Here is a 14,219-nt window from a genome sequence, read left to right as displayed (position 1 = left end):
CGCTCTTTGGTGCATCCTGTGCAGCGGTCACCATGGCCGCTTGCCTGGCGCGTGAAGAGCGCGAAGAGCTGCGGTTCGCGAGCTTGGCGGTCGGCATCAACTGGCTGCTTTTCGCCAGCTTCTGGATCTACGCGCCGCTATCCCCGGCCTACCTCGTCTATGGCTCAGGCGAGGCGAGGGGCTGGGATATCCCGGTCCGCCATGAGGACATGTGGGCGCTGGCTGACCTGCTCTGCATGATCGCGGTCGGCATCCGCTGCCGCCTTATGTGGTGGTCGCCTCTCATCTGGGGCCTGTGGTTCGCGCAGCTGACGATGCTGTCGGTCGCGTGGGCTAACGGCCTCGAATATCTGGATTACAAGCCGATGCTGGACGCCTCCCTCGTCATACAGCTGCTGGCACTGCTCGCACTATCGACGCTTGGAGGAAATGGCTGTGGTGATCGCTTGTTGGGTCTGTGGGGCCGCCTTCGTCGTATGGGCCGCAGCACCCAACGGCTTTGTCGCGGGAATGCTGAGGCGTCTTCGTGATTGACCAGAATGACCACCGTGCGATGTACATTGCCATGGCGGCGCTTTCCGGCGCTGTTACGGCGCTGTCGTTCATGCCCTGGCGCACCATGCGGTGGTCCGAAATTATTATGACGCTGGTCGTCGGGTCGAGCTTTGCCGCTTTTGGCGTACCCTACCTCGTGGGCGATCTGGCGGGCATCAAGATCGATAATCTCAGGGCTATTTGCTTCTTCACATATATCGGAGCGACGGGTGCAAACGCCTTCGTCCCGGTGATTATTCGCGGGATCAAAAAGCGCCTCGAGAAGGTGTTTGGCGCGGAGGAAGCCGCATGATCTGGGACCTCGTAAATTCGCTCGGTCGTCTCTTGCTGACAGTCGTCGTCGTCATCCTGATCACGCGGCTTCGTCACCTGCTCAATGCACTTGAGCGGAGCGGCTTGGGCTTTGCGGGGGCAGGCAGCTTTCTGACGATCCCCGTCATCTGGCAGAGCCATGGTAGCCCTTTCGAGGGGTGGGCTACGACACTCCTGACTTATGGCGCGCTCATGGCCTGGGTCGGCTTTGGCTGGCGCAAGCTGCGGCATGATCAGCGCAATGCGCAGGCGGTCGCTGATGCATCGGCACACCTTCAGAGCAGGGGCAAGATATGACCGTAGACCAGATCATTGACGCGACGATCGGCAAGGAAGGCGGCTACAGCAATCACCCGTCCGATGCTGGCGGCGAGACGATGTGGGGCATCACGGCAGCGGTAGCACGCGCCAACGGCTACAACGGCTCGATGAAGGCTATGCCGCGCTCGGAAGCCGTACGCATTTATCGCGAGCAGTATTTCGTGAAGCCTGGGTTCGCCAAGGTTGCGGAGATCAGCCCCCGCGTCGCGGAAGAGCTGTTTGATACCGGCGTGAACATGGGCGATACATGGCCCCGGCGCTGGCTCCAGCAATGGCTCAACGCGCTCAACCGACAGGGACGCGACTATGCTGACGTGGTGGAAGATGGAGCCATCGGCCCCGCCACTGTCGGTGCGCTCGGTCGGCTGATCGCTGTGCGCGGTCGGCAGGCTGCGGAAGACGTGCTGCTGAAGGGGCTGAACTCGTCACAAGGCGCGCGCTATCTGGAGCTGGCCCGGCAGCGCAGTGCAAATGAGGACTTCGTGTTCGGGTGGCTCGCCAACCGGGTGGGCTTGGCGGCATGACCCCCCGTGAACAGCTCGTCGCCTACCTCGCGACGCTCGGGGCGCTGGTCGTCGTCTTCATATCGGCATTGATCGCGGCCGGGCGCGGCGTCTCGGTTGGCGAGGCCTTCGGTCTGGGCACCATCACGGGCGGCCTAATCGGCATCCTGCGTATCCCTACGAACCGCCAGCCCGAACCGGCTGGCACTGCCTCTGACCCGTCCAGCACAAAGGAACCCACCGCATGAAACTCCCGATCGGCGCAATAGCGAACTTCGCGCTGAAGCGCATCGTCCTGCCAGCCATCGCGAAGGCGGTCGTCTCGAATAAGAACCCGTTGACGAAGCAGGTGGCCGTCGATGTTTTGCGTCAGGCGGCGCAGGATGAGGTGGAGCGGCGCTTGAATTTGCGGGTGGAGTGACGGTTGAGGGTGGCGCTACGGTGTCACCCTCAACTGTTTGGATGCCCCTGCTGGGATCGAACCAGCATTCACGGATTCAAAGTCCGTTGTCCTACCATTAAACGAAGGGGCATTGCGCTTAGCTGTGCGGCGATGAGCATAGCATGCTGCGGTGGCAATAAGTGCATTATATTCAGGCGGCGTGGCGATAATCGTCGCGAGTATAGCCGCTATCATGCCATTTGCCGCCGCCATATAGACGCTGGCGATCATCCTCTGGCAATGCTTGCCAACTGGCTGCGTCTTGACCGCTGATAGCGACCGCCACAGCCTCGACCAGCGGGTTATCGGTCATCGTTCTGGCTCCTGATGGCGGTGGCGATATGGAGGGCTTCGATCGCCATGCTTTCATGATCCCGTGCTTCGGCTTTCACCTTCCGGCTAAGGGCGTTCTTGGCAGCTTCCAACCGCGCTTGCCGGTGTGCCTCCGCAATCCCCGCATCCCGCTCCCGCGTCGCCTTCTCGGCTGCTTGGCGGTGGCGGGCGACTAGAACAATAGCTTCGGCGTCATCATACTTTCCTGCTAGGACGCCTTCGCTATCTTGGCCCGCGACTGAGTTGCGCGGGATGAAATGCAGCCCCAACACTCGGTCGCACTGCTCGACCTTCACGTCAGTCATGGCCATGCTCCCTAATCAGCCGGTTCCAGTTGGTTGTGGCGCGCGTCTTGGTCCAGCTTCTGGAGAGGGTAAGGTGCAGGCAGTCTTTCGGCTGATCGGCTAACGGGGTGCCGTGATCGCACAGGATGATGAATGGTCCGGTGCCGTCGTCATACCCCTCATAGCCAGTCCTGATCGTCGGCTTCCGACCACAGTGACAGCGACGCACATGATCCATGCGGACCCCGTTCACCGTGATGCTACCCACCGCTCTTCTCCCGCAGGATGTGGTCGCGGACGGCGAGGCCGAGGGGTGTGAGACGATCCGACTTCAGTGTCAGGAACTGCGCCACACCTTCTGGCCATGGATCGCCAGTCACGTCGACCGTCATGAATGCATAGCCGCCATGGTTCGACATCATGTCTGACGCCCCCTCAATGGCCTCCCTCTGCGCCCTCGTCAGCCCAGCCGCGACGCGCGCGATTTCGGTGGGGTCGGTCATGGGCGTATCTCCTGTTGTCGAAACCAGCCAAAGCCGCCGCAAGTCAGGCACGTCGTACCAAAGTCGACGCCTTTTCCATCGCAGACCCAGCAATGTTCCTTTTCGCCAGTGCGGCCGTATGCATCAGGCTCGCTCCCCGCCTCCCGCATGATCTTCGCGTCGGTGTTGGTCATGGACGATCTCCGAACATATCGGCTATAGCCATCGCGGCTTTCGCGCGTTGCTGGATGCCTGCCCGGCGCATTGGCGCGTCGTAGCGGTTATGGCATTGCTGGCAGGCGTGAAACATGCGTTCGATGCTGGTTTCTTCCAGCGGCACGCCATGTTCGTGAGCTAGGGTCAGGACGACCTTGGACCCCGTTACAGGATGCGGCTGATGATTGACGGCGCCGCATCTCCCGCCCTCGTGGTCTAAGCCACAACGCCCATCGCATTCACAACGATCACCGCTGCGCTCGCGTGCCGACGCGACCATCGCCTTCCACGTCTTGGGATAACGCGCCCGGTTTTCAGGCCTAATTGGCATCGCCACCTCCCGAGTGCCGGTCATGCCATGCAACATGGCTGGCAAAGTCCTTACTCATCACAGGGTCGCAGCCATTAGCCTCGCGAAAGGCGCATACCCCGCCGTAGTGAAAGGACATGTTGGTCGTGAACCGTTCGTCCGCGCGCTCAGGCCAGATCGCCCATTGCCGCTCGAACCATAACCGAGTGCTATCGTCGCTGTTCGCGTAATGCTCGCGCCCTTCGTCTCGGTTACTCATCGCCGCCTCCGAGGGCTTTGCGGGCGATACGGGCGCACTGACCGTCCATTATCTCCCAATGGGTTTCGGGATTTTCCTTTGTCGCGGTCCAGTGGCGTTCCTGATCTACAGAAACTACCCGACCCAACGCCTCCCTCAGCCGCGCGTTTTCCTGCGTGAGGGTTTCGAGGGTGGCGAGAAGGTCGGGGAGGGTGTTGACGGCATCCACCGCCAGCTTGGCGTTGGCTAGATCAGGGGTAGCGGTGTGAAAGCAAGGGCCGTCTCGGAAGCGCGCTATAAAGCGCAGGTCTTCATCCGCCCCATAGATCGTCGGAGAATTATCGCGCCCGAAGCCCTTATTCATCAGATGCCAAGGAAGCTTTGACGCCTCCGCGATACGCTTCCGCAGCCGCTCGGTCAGGTCGGTCATGCTGCCTTCCTCATGCGTAGGAGCCCAGTCGGCACGTTGGTTCCGGCTGCAGAGAAACTGCCAACCGGCAGATCCCGCCATTCCCCCTCGAGTTCGCCGTGATCGTAGTGCGCCGTCGCGGGCAGGATCGATACCAGCGTGCCGCCTGGCTTCAGGAACCTGTAAGCATGCCTTACATGGTGCGCGTAATGGCGGCCGTAGAATGGTGGGTTCATGACCACTCGGTCGAACTCGGGCGTCGGTGTCTGCTCAAGAAAATTGGCCGTGACGACGCTGTGCCCCTTCGCGCGTGCCTGTGAGGCCCGACCGGGATGATATTCGATGCCGAGCGCCTGATAGCCACGACTGCGAATGCCATCCAGAATGCGCCCATCACCGCAAGATGGCTCAAGCACGCGGAGTGGCGGACGCTGGCCGGAGTAGCTGTTGCTATTCCAAACACTGGCGTACTCAAGCGCCTCCTCGACCACCTCTTCTGGCGTCCAGTAAAACTGGAGATCTTTGGCTACTGCGGTGCTGGCAGACGGCTTGACGCCTTCTTCCTCAGCGTCGGGCAGTACCTCGCCGTAGAACTCGCCAAGAGCACGATTGATATCGACCAGCGCCCAACTGTCAAAGATTACATGACAGTTGCCGTTCTGAAAGCGGCGGACCGTCAACCCGCGATCGGGCATGGCCGTGTCGCCAGTACGTGCCACGTCGCGAATTTCACCCCAAGTGATATGCGGCAGGCCCTGATAAGTGGCCAGCGCGTTGACCACATTCTCAAAGCGATCGACGCCGTAGCCAGAGCTATAGTCACCCCAGCCCGACAAAATTATCCGCTTGGGAAGGCCCCTTACACCAACCCGAACCTTCGCGTGCGACTTGTATGCAGGATCAAGATCCGCGAACGCTTCGGCCAGACCCCGGAGGATGTGATAGCGTGGTCGGATCAGATAGTCCCCAAAAGTCGCCTTAGCCGTGTCCATGGTCAGAGGCGGCGGATCGGCGATTGTCCGCTCGAATAGCTGCTTGTCCTTGGCACTGGCGACACGGCCGATATCGAGCCTATTGTAGATTGCCTTCCAGGCTGACGAGAGCAGGTTCTTGCGAATGCTGCTGGCGTGCAGATACGACTTGCTGCCGATCGGCTCGACATAGCACCCCTGAACGGTGCCAGCCATTTGGAGCGCGTCATGTGCCGCCTCGAACGCCTTGATGGCGTCTTCGACACCGGCGGCTTTGACCTCGTATTCCTCGATCAGGTCACCCACGGTGCGCTGATTTGCCGGAACGCTCGCGCTCATGCTGCTTGCCCCTTGTTGAGGCGGGCGGCGTCTTTCCATGCAGAGCGCTCGACCTGCTCGGTCCAGCGATGGAGCGCCTGAGTGCAGTTGCCGCACCACAGGCAATTGCGGGTGTCGCCTTCGACCTGCCAGCGCGTATCATCACCAATGAAGCTGGTCTTATGCTCGGGATCGATCGCGCACCGACCTTGGTCGACATATCGCTGCCAGAAACCTTCAACCTCGGTCAGCTGCGCAGCCCATGACGGGACATGCGCGAATATCTTGCCCATGCCACCACCGGACAGAGCGCCCATCAACCTGGTGCCTGTGAAGTAGCCGACATCATCGTCATCCAGCCAGCCGATATACCGGCCACCGTCCTCCCACTGATAGACGAGCGGATAGGATCGATAGGTACGCCGGTTGCGGTTCAGCCAGTGCCGGAGATTGGGGCTGTATTTGTCGCCGACCAGCTTGTGCGGCTCGACCGATAATGTGTTACAATAGTTCGTCACTTCGCGCCTCCTCGCGTCGTGGCAGCCCGTCCCGTTGGCGCGGGGCGGGCAACCTTTGCTCCTAGGTGCAGGGAGCACCTTCGGACGACGAAATGGCGGCACTAAACCGGAACAGATCGGAGGTTTGGCTAGGCTTATCGGCCTGCTTCACTCCTGATCGGAACCGTTCGCTCGGTTTTGTAAACCGAAGGTCGGGGGTTCGATCCCCTCATCCGGCACCATTTTCCATGTATCAGGAGTTGGCACCAAAATCCCGTCGCTGCGTTACAGTGGCGGAATGATCAAGGTCGCCAGCTACAATATCCGGAAAGGGATCGGCGCCGACCGGCGGCGCAATCCCGATCGCATCCTGGACGTCCTGCGTGAAGTCGATGCCGATGTGATCGCCCTGCAGGAGGCGGATCGCCGCTTCGGCGAACGCGAAGGGGTGATCCCGCTTCATCTGCTCGACGAGCATAGTGACTGGAAGCCCATCGTCTATGGCATGAAAGCCCGCTCGATGGGTTGGCATGGCAATACCATTCTAGTGCGCAAGAACACGCAGGTCCTGGATTTCGAGGCGATCCACCTGCCCTCGCTCGAACCGCGCGGCGCGGTCATGGCTGATGTGCAGACCAGGGCCGGGGTGATCCGGGTGGTGGGCATGCACCTCGACCTGTCGGGTCTCTGGCGGCGTCGGCAGGCGGCGGCGATCCTGGCGCATCTGACGAGTTGCGTGCATCGGCATCCGACCGTCATGATGGGCGACCTGAACGAATGGACCCGCGCGGCGGGGTGCCTGAAGGACTTCACCCGCGATTTCGCCATCGCGGAGACGGGGCCGAGCTTTCATGCAAGGCGGCCGATCGGGCGTCTCGACCGGATCATGGTGTCGCCCGAGCTGAGGATCGGCGCATGTGGAGTCCATGCGACCCCAATGTCGCGACGCGCCTCCGACCATCTGCCCATCTGGGCCATGATCGGTCCCCGCTGATGCGCGAAAAGGAGCTGCGGCTGGCGCTGGTCTGCTATGGCGGGATCAGCCTGGCCGTCTACATGCACGGCATCACCAAGGAAATCTGGCGGGTCGTGCGTGCCAGCCGCGCCTCGCATGAGGGCGATCCACCGGCGTCGGCGGTCGATGCGGTCTATCACGACCTGCTCGACGAGATGGCGGAGCGTGGCGGCGTACGCGTCCGCATCCTGGCCGACATCATCGCAGGCGCCAGCGCGGGTGGAATCAACGGCATATTCCTGGGCCATGCCATATCGACCGGCCAGTCCCTCGACCCGCTGACCGACCTTTGGCTGGAGGCGGCCGATATCGAGTCGCTGATCGCCCCGGAAGCGGCGCCGACCTCGCGCTTTTCCAAAATGTGGGCACTGCCCATCGCCTGGATGGCGGCGGGGCGCAGTGGCGAGAAGATCGCCGCACTGGACGAGGACACGCGCGAGGAGGTGCGCTCCAAGCTCGGCCATCTGATCCGCTCGCGCTGGTTCGAGCCGCCCTTCGCCGCCGATGCCTTTACCGGACGGCTCCTCGAGGCATTCGACCGTATGGCCAACGGTCCGGTGGGCAAACGACTGATACCGCCGGGCCAGCCGCTCGACCTTTTCGTCACCGTCACGGACTTTACCGGCCAGCCACAGCGGTTGCGGCTTCATTCGCCGGGCGAGGTGGTCGAGACCGAGCACCGCATGGTTGTCGACTTTACCGACACCGGCGGCGGCAAGCTGGCTGCGATCCCGGAGCTGGTCTTCGCAGCCAGGGCTACATCCAGTTTCCCCGGTGCCTTTCCCCCCTTCACGGTGGCCGAGTTGGACCGGGTTCTCGCGGCGCGCGAGCAGGAATGGCCCGAACGCGATGAATTTCTACGCCGCGTGCTGCCGCGCCATCATGCGGCGGGAGCGGCGGACAAGGCGGTGCTGATCGACGGATCAGTGCTGGTCAACGCCCCCTTCCGCCCCGCTATCGATGCCCTTGGCCGCCGACCCGCCCGGCGACAGGTCGACCGTCGCTTCGTCTATATCGACCCGTTTCCCGGAATGCATTTCCGCCTGCCCGGCGGCGGCGGCCATCCAGGGTTTTTCCAGACGATCATCGGTGCGATCAGCGAACTGCCCCGGCAGCAGCCGATCCGCGACAATCTGGAGGCAATCGCCGCCCGCTCCGGCCGGATCGACCGTATGCAGGCCATCCTGGCCGCCATTCGCGAGGAGGTCGAGCAGGAGATCGAGCAGCTGTTCGGCGGCACCTTCTTCCTCGACCGTCCGACTGCCGCGCGACTGGCGTCCTGGCGGGTACGCGCCCAGGCAGCGGCTGCCGCGAAGGCGGGGTTCAGCTATGCCGCCTATGGCCATCTGAAGCTCGCCAACGTCATCGATGCTATGGCGGCGATCCTGACGGAAGCCATGGGCGACGATGGCCAGCCGAACCGCCACCGCCTTCGCGCGATGATCGAGCGAACCGTGGCGGCCCGCCATGTCGGTGGCGAGGCGATCAACTTCACAGGCGGATCGAGCAACGGCGCGCGGACGTTCCTCCGCGCCTTCGACCTCGGTTATCGTATCCGTCGCCTTCGGTTGCTCGCCCGGCGGCTGACCGAACTGGAAGCGGATCATAGCGAGGCGGAACTCGCATCCGTCCGCGACGCCATCTACGAATCGCTGGCGGAGTTTCTGGAACGTCAGAGCGGCATTGGTCTCGCGGACTGGGCGGATGATATCCGCGCCGTTCGCGACGATGGCGGCCCGATGCTCGATCGACTGGAGGCCAGGCTCGATCTGATCCGACTGGACGGCGAAACCGACGCCCGGCTGGCCGCTGCCTTTTCGGGACTGCCTCGTACGGCGCGGCGCACCTTGCTGCTGACCTATCTGGGCTTTCCCTATTTCGACGTGGCGACACTGCCGCTGCTCCAGGGCGAGGGGCTGGACGAGTTCGACCCGATCAAGGTCGACCGCATCTCACCCGACGATGCTACCGCCATCCGGGCCGGGGGAGCGGAAGCGACATTGAAGGGTATCCAGTTCCTGACCTTCGGCGCGTTTTTCAGCCGCAGCTACCGGGAGAACGACTATCTTTGGGGGCGGCTGCACGGCGCGGAACGGATGATCGACATTGCCGTCTCCACTCTGCCCTCGACGATCCGGCTGAAACCCGGCGCGGTGGCAGCCTTCAAGCGGCGGGCTTTCCTCGCCATACTCGACGAGGAAGAGGAGCGGCTGACCTCCATCGCGCCCCTGATCGCCTCGCTTCGCCGGGAGATCGGCTGAAGGCTGGTCATGCAGGGTCAACGCGGCTAGACCGCATCGCCAAGCGAGGTTTCGCCGTCTCGTCAGGTCGGCGGCGAACCCGGTGATGCGGAGAAACCCATGCAGTTCCTGAAAATGCTCTTCTGGTGCCTGCTGGCCTTTCTGGCCGCGGCCTTCACGCTGGGGAACTGGACGACCGTGCCCATCCGGCTGGTCGGCGGACTGGTCGCGGACGTGAACCTGCCGCTGCTGCTGTTCCTGACCTTTCTGCTGGGGCTGGTGCCGACACTGATCTGGCAGCATGCCGCGCGCTGGAGGCTGCGCCAGCGATTGAGCGCCGCCGAGCGTTCGCTGGCCGCCGTATCGGCCGAGACCAGCGTCTACGTCGCCCCGATCCCTACTGTTACCTCCAACACCCAGCCGACGGTCTGATCCCTTCATGAGCAATCGCATCTACGTCGCCATCGACACCCCCGATCTCGCTCGCGCACAGGCGCTGGCGCAGAAGGTTCGCCATCATGTCGGCGGGCTGAAGCTGGGACTGGAATTCTTCTGCGCGCACGGCGCGACCGGGGTGCGCGAGATGGCGCATATCGGCCTGCCCATCTTCCTGGACCTCAAGCTGCACGACATCCCGAACACCGTGGCCAAGGCCGTCCAGTCGCTCGGCCCGCTCGCCCCCGCCATCCTGACCGTCCATGCCAGCGGCGGCCGCGCCATGCTGGAGGATGCCAAGGCGGCAGCACCGACCGGCACGAAGGTCATCGCCGTCACCATGCTGACCAGCCTGGACGCGAGCGACCTGTCGGAAACCGGCGTCGTCGGTTCTCCGGCGGATCATGTCCGCCGTCTGGCCGACCTGGCGGCGGAGGCGGGCGTGGACGGCATCGTGTGTTCGGGCGAAGAGGTCGCGGCGGTCAAAAAGGCATGGCCCAAGGGCTTTTTCGTCGTGCCGGGCGTGCGTCCGGCCGACGGTGTGATCGGCGACCAGAAGCGTGTCGTCACCCCGCGCGCGGCGGTCGATGCAGGTGCCTCGATCCTGGTCATCGGCCGTCCGATCACCCAGGCGACGGATCCTGACGCCGCTGCCCGTGCGATCGCCGCCACGCTATAAGACGTTTTTCGAGCCCTCCCATTCGGGAAACGATCATGACCACCACTGCCAAGATCTGCGGACTGACGTCGCCCGCCACGCTCGACGCCGCGCTGGGCGGCGGGGCGAGCCATGTCGGCTTCGTCTTCTTTCCCGCCTCGCCCCGGCATCTGACCTTCGACGTCGCGGCGGGACTGGCGGGACGGGTGCCCGATCATGTCCAGCGGGTCGGCGTCTTCGTCGATCCCGATGACCAGTTGCTCGAGGCGGCAGTCCGTGCCGGAATGCTCGACGCGATCCAGCTTCATCGCACCGCACCTGCGCGCGTGGCCGCGATCCGATCGAAATTCGACCGGGAAGTCTGGGCGGCGGTCGCGATCAAGCTGCGCGGCGATGTTGAGAAAGCGCGCGACTATGCGGGTGCCGCCAGCCTGATCCTGTACGATGCCAAGACCCCGGACGACGCATCGCTGCCCGGCGGCATGGGGCTGCGCTTCGACTGGAGCCTGCTGGACGGCGTTCGTCATCCACTGCGCTGGGCTCTGTCCGGCGGACTGGATGCAGGGAACGTCGCCGAGGCAATCCGCCGCACCGGCGCCCCCTTGGTCGATGTGTCCTCTGGCGTCGAGAGTGCGCCCGGTGTCAAGGATATGGACAAGATCGCAGGCTTCCTTAAAGCCGTTGCGACAAATCAGTGACAGGATCGTTTGCAGGGTTCGCTCCGCAAACGCCCAAGGGAAACGAGATGAACGCCCCCAATTCCTTCCGTGCCCAGCCCGACGAGCGCGGCCATTTTGGCGATTTCGGCGGGCGCTACGTCGCCGAAACGCTGATGCCGCTGATCCTCGATCTGGAGCGTGAGTATCGCGCCGCGCAAGTCGATCCGGCTTTCAAGGCCGAGTTCGACGATCTGATGACCCATTATGTCGGCCGCCCCAGCCCGATGTACTATGCCGAGCGCATGACCGAGACGCTTCGTGCGAGCGCGCCCGAGGGCAAGGGGCCGAAGGTCTATTTCAAGCGCGAAGAGCTGAACCACACCGGCGCGCACAAGATCAACAACTGCATCGGCCAGATCCTGCTCGCCAAGCGGATGGGCAAGACGCGGATCATCGCCGAGACGGGCGCGGGTCAGCATGGCGTGGCGACCGCCACCGTCGCGGCGCGCTTCGGCCTGCCCTGCACCATCTTCATGGGCGCGCGCGATATCGAGCGTCAGGCGCCAAATGTATTCCGCATGAAGCTGCTCGGGGCGGAAGTCCGCCCGGTCACGTCGGGTGCGCAGACCCTGAAGGATGCGATGAACGAGGCGCTGCGCGACTGGGTCGCCAATGTCCACGACACCTTCTACATCATCGGCACCGCGGCAGGCCCGCATCCTTATCCCGAGATGGTCCGCGACTTCCAGTCGGTGATCGGCACCGAGTCGAAGGCGCAGATCCTGGAAGCCGAGGGGCGCCTGCCCGACCTGCTGATCGCGTCGGTCGGCGGCGGGTCGAACGCCATCGGGCTCTTCCACCCGTTCCTGGACGATGCCGAGGTCGCGATGCTGGGCATCGAGGCGGCCGGACACGGCCTCAACACCACCCAGCACGCCGCCAGCCTGACCGGCGGCAAGCCCGGCATCCTTCATGGCAACAAGACCTATCTGTTGCAGGACGAGGACGGGCAGATTGCCGAGGCGCATTCGATCTCGGCCGGGCTCGACTATCCGGGGATCGGGCCTGAGCATAGCTGGCTGAACGATACCGGTCGCGTCGTCTATGAAGGCGTGACCGATACCGAGGCACTTGATGCGTTTCAGCTGTGCTGCAAGGTAGAGGGGATCATCCCGGCGCTGGAATGCAGCCACGCGCTGGTCGGGCTGATCCGGCGTGCGCCGCTGATGGACCGGGACCAAATCGTGCTCGTCAATATTTCGGGTCGTGGCGACAAGGACATCTTCACCGTCGCCGACGCGCTGGGAGCCAAGATGTGAGCCGGATCGCCGATACTTTTGCGGCCTGCGCCGATGCGGGCCGCGCCGCGCTCGTCACCTTCGTGACGGCAGGCGATCCGACGCCGGGCGACACTGCTGCGATCCTCGACGCGCTGGTCGAGGGGGGGGCGGACCTCGTCGAACTGGGTATGCCCTTCACCGATCCGATGGCCGATGGCCCGGCGATCCAGAAGGCCAATATCCGCAGCCTGGGTGCTGGGACCCGCACTGCCGACGTGCTGGCGATCGCCACGGCCTTTCGCGCGCGCCATCCCCATGTCCCGCTGGTCCTGATGGGCTATGCCAACCCGATGACGGTGCGCGGGCCTGAATGGTTCGCCGATGCGGCGGCGCAAGCGGGGGTCGACGGCGTGATCTGTGTCGATGTGCCTGCCGAGGAAGACGATGCACTGGGTGTCGCGCTACGCGGCAAGGGCATCGCCTCGATCCGGCTGGCGACCCCGACCAGCGATGCCGTGCGGTTGCCGACGATTTTGACGGGCGCCGACGGTTTCCTCTATTATGTCTCCGTCGCGGGCATCACCGGCCAGCAGCAGGCGGCGCAAGCCTCGATCGAGGATGCGGTCGCGCGACTGAAGGCGGCGACCCATTTGCCGGTCGCGGTCGGCTTCGGCGTCCGTACGCCGGAACAAGCTGCGGCGATCGGTCGCGTGGCGGACGGCGTCGTCGTCGGCTCGGCGATCGTCGACCTGGTGGGGGAGCATGGGGCGAACGCCCCCGCCCCGGTCCGCGCCTATATTGAAACCCTGTCGTCGGCACTGGCCGATGCACGCAAGGAACTCGCATGAGCTGGCTCAACAGCGTCCGCAACGTCATCCCCTTCGTCGTCAAGAAGGAGACGCCCGATCATCTCTGGCACAAGTGCAAGGGGTGCGGGCAGATGGTCTTCACCAAGGAGCTGGAAGACAATCTGAACGTCTGCCCGAAATGCGACCATCACGACCGCATCGGGCCGAAGGCGCGTTTCCGTCATCTGCTGGACGAAGGCAGCTGCAACGAACTGCCCGCGCCCAAGGTGCCCGAGGATCCGCTGAAGTTCCGCGACTCCAAGCGCTATGCCGATCGCCTGAAGGCGGCGCGGACCAGTGCCGCCGAAACCGACGCGCTGGTCAATGCGCGCGGCACGATCCTCGGCCATAAGGTCGTGGTCGGCGTGCAGGACTTCGCCTTCATGGGCGGATCGATGGGCCTGGCGGTCGGCGAGGCGTTCGTACGCGGTGTCGAGGCTGCGATCGCGGACCATTGCCCCTATGTGATCTTCACCGCCTCGGGCGGCGCACGCATGCAGGAAGGCATTCTCAGCCTGATGCAGATGCCGCGTACCACGGTGGCGATCCAGATGCTGCATGATGCGGGTCTGCCCTATATCGTCGTGCTGACCGATCCGACCTCGGGCGGCGTGATGGCGGCCTATGCGATGCTGGGCGACGTCCAGATCGCTGAGCCCAAGGCGATGCTCGCCTTTGCCGGCCGCCGCGTGATCGAGAGTACGATCCGCGAAAAGCTGCCCGACGATTTCCAGACGTCGGAATATTATCTGGATCACGGGATGCTCGACATGGTCGTCCATCGCCGCGACCTGCGTGAGCGTCTGGCAACCGTGATCGGCTATCTGACTGGATCGCGTCAGGCCGCCTGAGCCGTCGCCTTTTCCCATCGATCGCATTAGAGGGGCGGGCCG

The 14,219-nt window shown here is 63.7% G+C and carries 22 protein-coding genes and 1 tRNA gene; 14 read left to right on the top strand and 9 right to left on the bottom strand.

Translation table 11 applies throughout. The features are described from left to right. Positions 1-32 precede the first annotated feature (32 nt). From SP5_RS12045 to SP5_RS19175, 6 genes are read left to right on the top strand one after another with little or no spacing between them, the layout of a single operon-like run. Positions 33-530: a hypothetical protein gene (locus tag SP5_RS12045; protein WP_042488912.1), complete on the top strand. Its 498-nt coding sequence runs from the start codon at positions 33-35 to the stop codon at positions 528-530. 35 nt (positions 531-565) lie between these two features. Continuing rightward, on the top strand, positions 566-847 hold the full coding sequence (locus SP5_RS12040; RefSeq protein WP_167334708.1) for a hypothetical protein: 282 nt from the start codon (positions 566-568) through the stop codon (positions 845-847). Next, entirely contained in the window at positions 844-1,164 is a 321-nt protein-coding gene (locus tag SP5_RS12035; protein ID WP_042488907.1) for a hypothetical protein, read from the top strand. The genes SP5_RS12040 and SP5_RS12035 overlap by 4 nt, the downstream gene beginning before the upstream one ends. Further along, positions 1,161-1,712 carry a glycoside hydrolase family 108 protein gene (locus SP5_RS12030; protein WP_042488902.1) on the top strand — a complete coding sequence of 184 codons (552 nt, stop codon included), beginning with the start codon at positions 1,161-1,163 and terminating at the stop codon, positions 1,710-1,712. The genes SP5_RS12035 and SP5_RS12030 overlap by 4 nt, the downstream gene beginning before the upstream one ends. Then, the gene (locus SP5_RS12025; protein WP_042488901.1) at positions 1,709-1,939 is read left to right on the top strand and encodes a hypothetical protein; all 231 of its coding nucleotides are present in this window, start codon (positions 1,709-1,711) and stop codon (positions 1,937-1,939) included. The genes SP5_RS12030 and SP5_RS12025 overlap by 4 nt, the downstream gene beginning before the upstream one ends. Next, positions 1,936-2,112, top strand: coding sequence for a hypothetical protein (locus SP5_RS19175; protein ID WP_157013700.1), 177 nt, complete (start codon positions 1,936-1,938; stop codon positions 2,110-2,112). The genes SP5_RS12025 and SP5_RS19175 overlap by 4 nt, the downstream gene beginning before the upstream one ends. Before the next feature lie 38 nt (positions 2,113-2,150). Here SP5_RS19175 and SP5_RS12020 read toward each other — a convergent pair. The 9 genes from SP5_RS12020 to SP5_RS11995 all read right to left on the bottom strand — a co-directional run bounded on the left by SP5_RS12020 (position 2,151) and on the right by SP5_RS11995 (position 6,212). Next, positions 2,151-2,224, bottom strand: a tRNA-Gln gene (locus SP5_RS12020). Positions 2,225-2,284: 60 nt separating this feature from the next. After that, positions 2,285-2,446, bottom strand: a complete 162-nt coding sequence (locus SP5_RS19170) for a hypothetical protein (RefSeq protein WP_157013699.1) — start codon at positions 2,444-2,446, stop codon at positions 2,285-2,287. Next, positions 2,436-2,771 (bottom strand): hypothetical protein, encoded by a 336-nt coding sequence (locus SP5_RS12015; protein ID WP_157013698.1) that lies wholly within the window; start codon positions 2,769-2,771, stop codon positions 2,436-2,438. Before SP5_RS12015 ends, SP5_RS19170 begins: the two co-directional genes overlap by 11 nt. Before the next feature lie 239 nt (positions 2,772-3,010). Then, positions 3,011-3,253, bottom strand: a complete 243-nt coding sequence (locus SP5_RS12010; protein ID WP_042488897.1) for a hypothetical protein — start codon at positions 3,251-3,253, stop codon at positions 3,011-3,013. After that, the gene (locus tag SP5_RS19165) at positions 3,250-3,426 is read right to left on the bottom strand and encodes a hypothetical protein (RefSeq protein ID WP_157013697.1); all 177 of its coding nucleotides are present in this window, start codon (positions 3,424-3,426) and stop codon (positions 3,250-3,252) included. Before SP5_RS19165 ends, SP5_RS12010 begins: the two co-directional genes overlap by 4 nt. Beyond that, a complete protein-coding gene (locus tag SP5_RS19160; RefSeq protein ID WP_167334707.1) occupies positions 3,423-3,815 on the bottom strand; it encodes a hypothetical protein in 393 nt (130 codons plus the stop codon). Before SP5_RS19160 ends, SP5_RS19165 begins: the two co-directional genes overlap by 4 nt. Positions 3,816-4,009: 194 nt before the next feature. Continuing rightward, positions 4,010-4,426, bottom strand: coding sequence for a hypothetical protein (locus SP5_RS12005; protein ID WP_042488895.1), 417 nt, complete (start codon positions 4,424-4,426; stop codon positions 4,010-4,012). Then, a complete protein-coding gene (locus SP5_RS12000; protein WP_042488893.1) occupies positions 4,423-5,715 on the bottom strand; it encodes a class I SAM-dependent methyltransferase in 1,293 nt (430 codons plus the stop codon). Before SP5_RS12000 ends, SP5_RS12005 begins: the two co-directional genes overlap by 4 nt. Continuing rightward, positions 5,712-6,212 (bottom strand): hypothetical protein, encoded by a 501-nt coding sequence (locus SP5_RS11995; protein ID WP_042488890.1) that lies wholly within the window; start codon positions 6,210-6,212, stop codon positions 5,712-5,714. The genes SP5_RS12000 and SP5_RS11995 overlap by 4 nt, the downstream gene beginning before the upstream one ends. 277 nt (positions 6,213-6,489) lie before the next feature. Here SP5_RS11995 and SP5_RS11985 point away from each other — a divergent pair, with 277 nt between their 5' ends. From SP5_RS11985 to accD, 8 genes are all read left to right on the top strand, one after another. Then, positions 6,490-7,185 (top strand): endonuclease/exonuclease/phosphatase family protein, encoded by a 696-nt coding sequence (locus SP5_RS11985; protein WP_042488887.1) that lies wholly within the window; start codon positions 6,490-6,492, stop codon positions 7,183-7,185. Continuing rightward, positions 7,185-9,467 carry a patatin-like protein gene (locus SP5_RS11980; protein WP_042488884.1) on the top strand — a complete coding sequence of 761 codons (2,283 nt, stop codon included), beginning with the start codon at positions 7,185-7,187 and terminating at the stop codon, positions 9,465-9,467. The genes SP5_RS11985 and SP5_RS11980 overlap by 1 nt, the downstream gene beginning before the upstream one ends. A gap of 99 nt (positions 9,468-9,566) precedes the next feature. After that, positions 9,567-9,878, top strand: a complete 312-nt coding sequence (locus tag SP5_RS11975) for a lipopolysaccharide assembly protein LapA domain-containing protein (RefSeq protein ID WP_042488881.1) — start codon at positions 9,567-9,569, stop codon at positions 9,876-9,878. Between the two features lie 7 nt (positions 9,879-9,885). Next, positions 9,886-10,560, top strand: a complete 675-nt coding sequence (pyrF, locus tag SP5_RS11970) for an orotidine-5'-phosphate decarboxylase (RefSeq protein WP_042488878.1) — start codon at positions 9,886-9,888, stop codon at positions 10,558-10,560. A 35-nt stretch (positions 10,561-10,595) separates the two neighbouring features. Continuing rightward, complete coding sequence (locus SP5_RS11965; RefSeq protein WP_042488876.1) at positions 10,596-11,237, top strand: phosphoribosylanthranilate isomerase; 642 nt, start codon at positions 10,596-10,598, stop codon at positions 11,235-11,237. A gap of 47 nt (positions 11,238-11,284) precedes the next feature. Next, entirely contained in the window at positions 11,285-12,517 is a 1,233-nt protein-coding gene (gene trpB / locus SP5_RS11960) for a tryptophan synthase subunit beta (RefSeq protein WP_042488874.1), read from the top strand. After that, positions 12,514-13,326, top strand: coding sequence for a tryptophan synthase subunit alpha (trpA, locus tag SP5_RS11955; RefSeq protein WP_042488872.1), 813 nt, complete (start codon positions 12,514-12,516; stop codon positions 13,324-13,326). The genes trpB and trpA overlap by 4 nt, the downstream gene beginning before the upstream one ends. After that, entirely contained in the window at positions 13,323-14,177 is an 855-nt protein-coding gene (gene accD, locus SP5_RS11950; RefSeq protein WP_042488870.1) for an acetyl-CoA carboxylase, carboxyltransferase subunit beta, read from the top strand. Before trpA ends, accD begins: the two co-directional genes overlap by 4 nt. Positions 14,178-14,219: the final 42 nt, after the last annotated feature.

This window comes from Sphingomonas parapaucimobilis NBRC 15100, assembly GCF_000787715.1.
In the GTDB taxonomy this organism is placed as follows: domain Bacteria; phylum Pseudomonadota; class Alphaproteobacteria; order Sphingomonadales; family Sphingomonadaceae; genus Sphingomonas; species Sphingomonas parapaucimobilis.
This window is presented reverse-complemented; position numbering and strand designations above follow the sequence as displayed.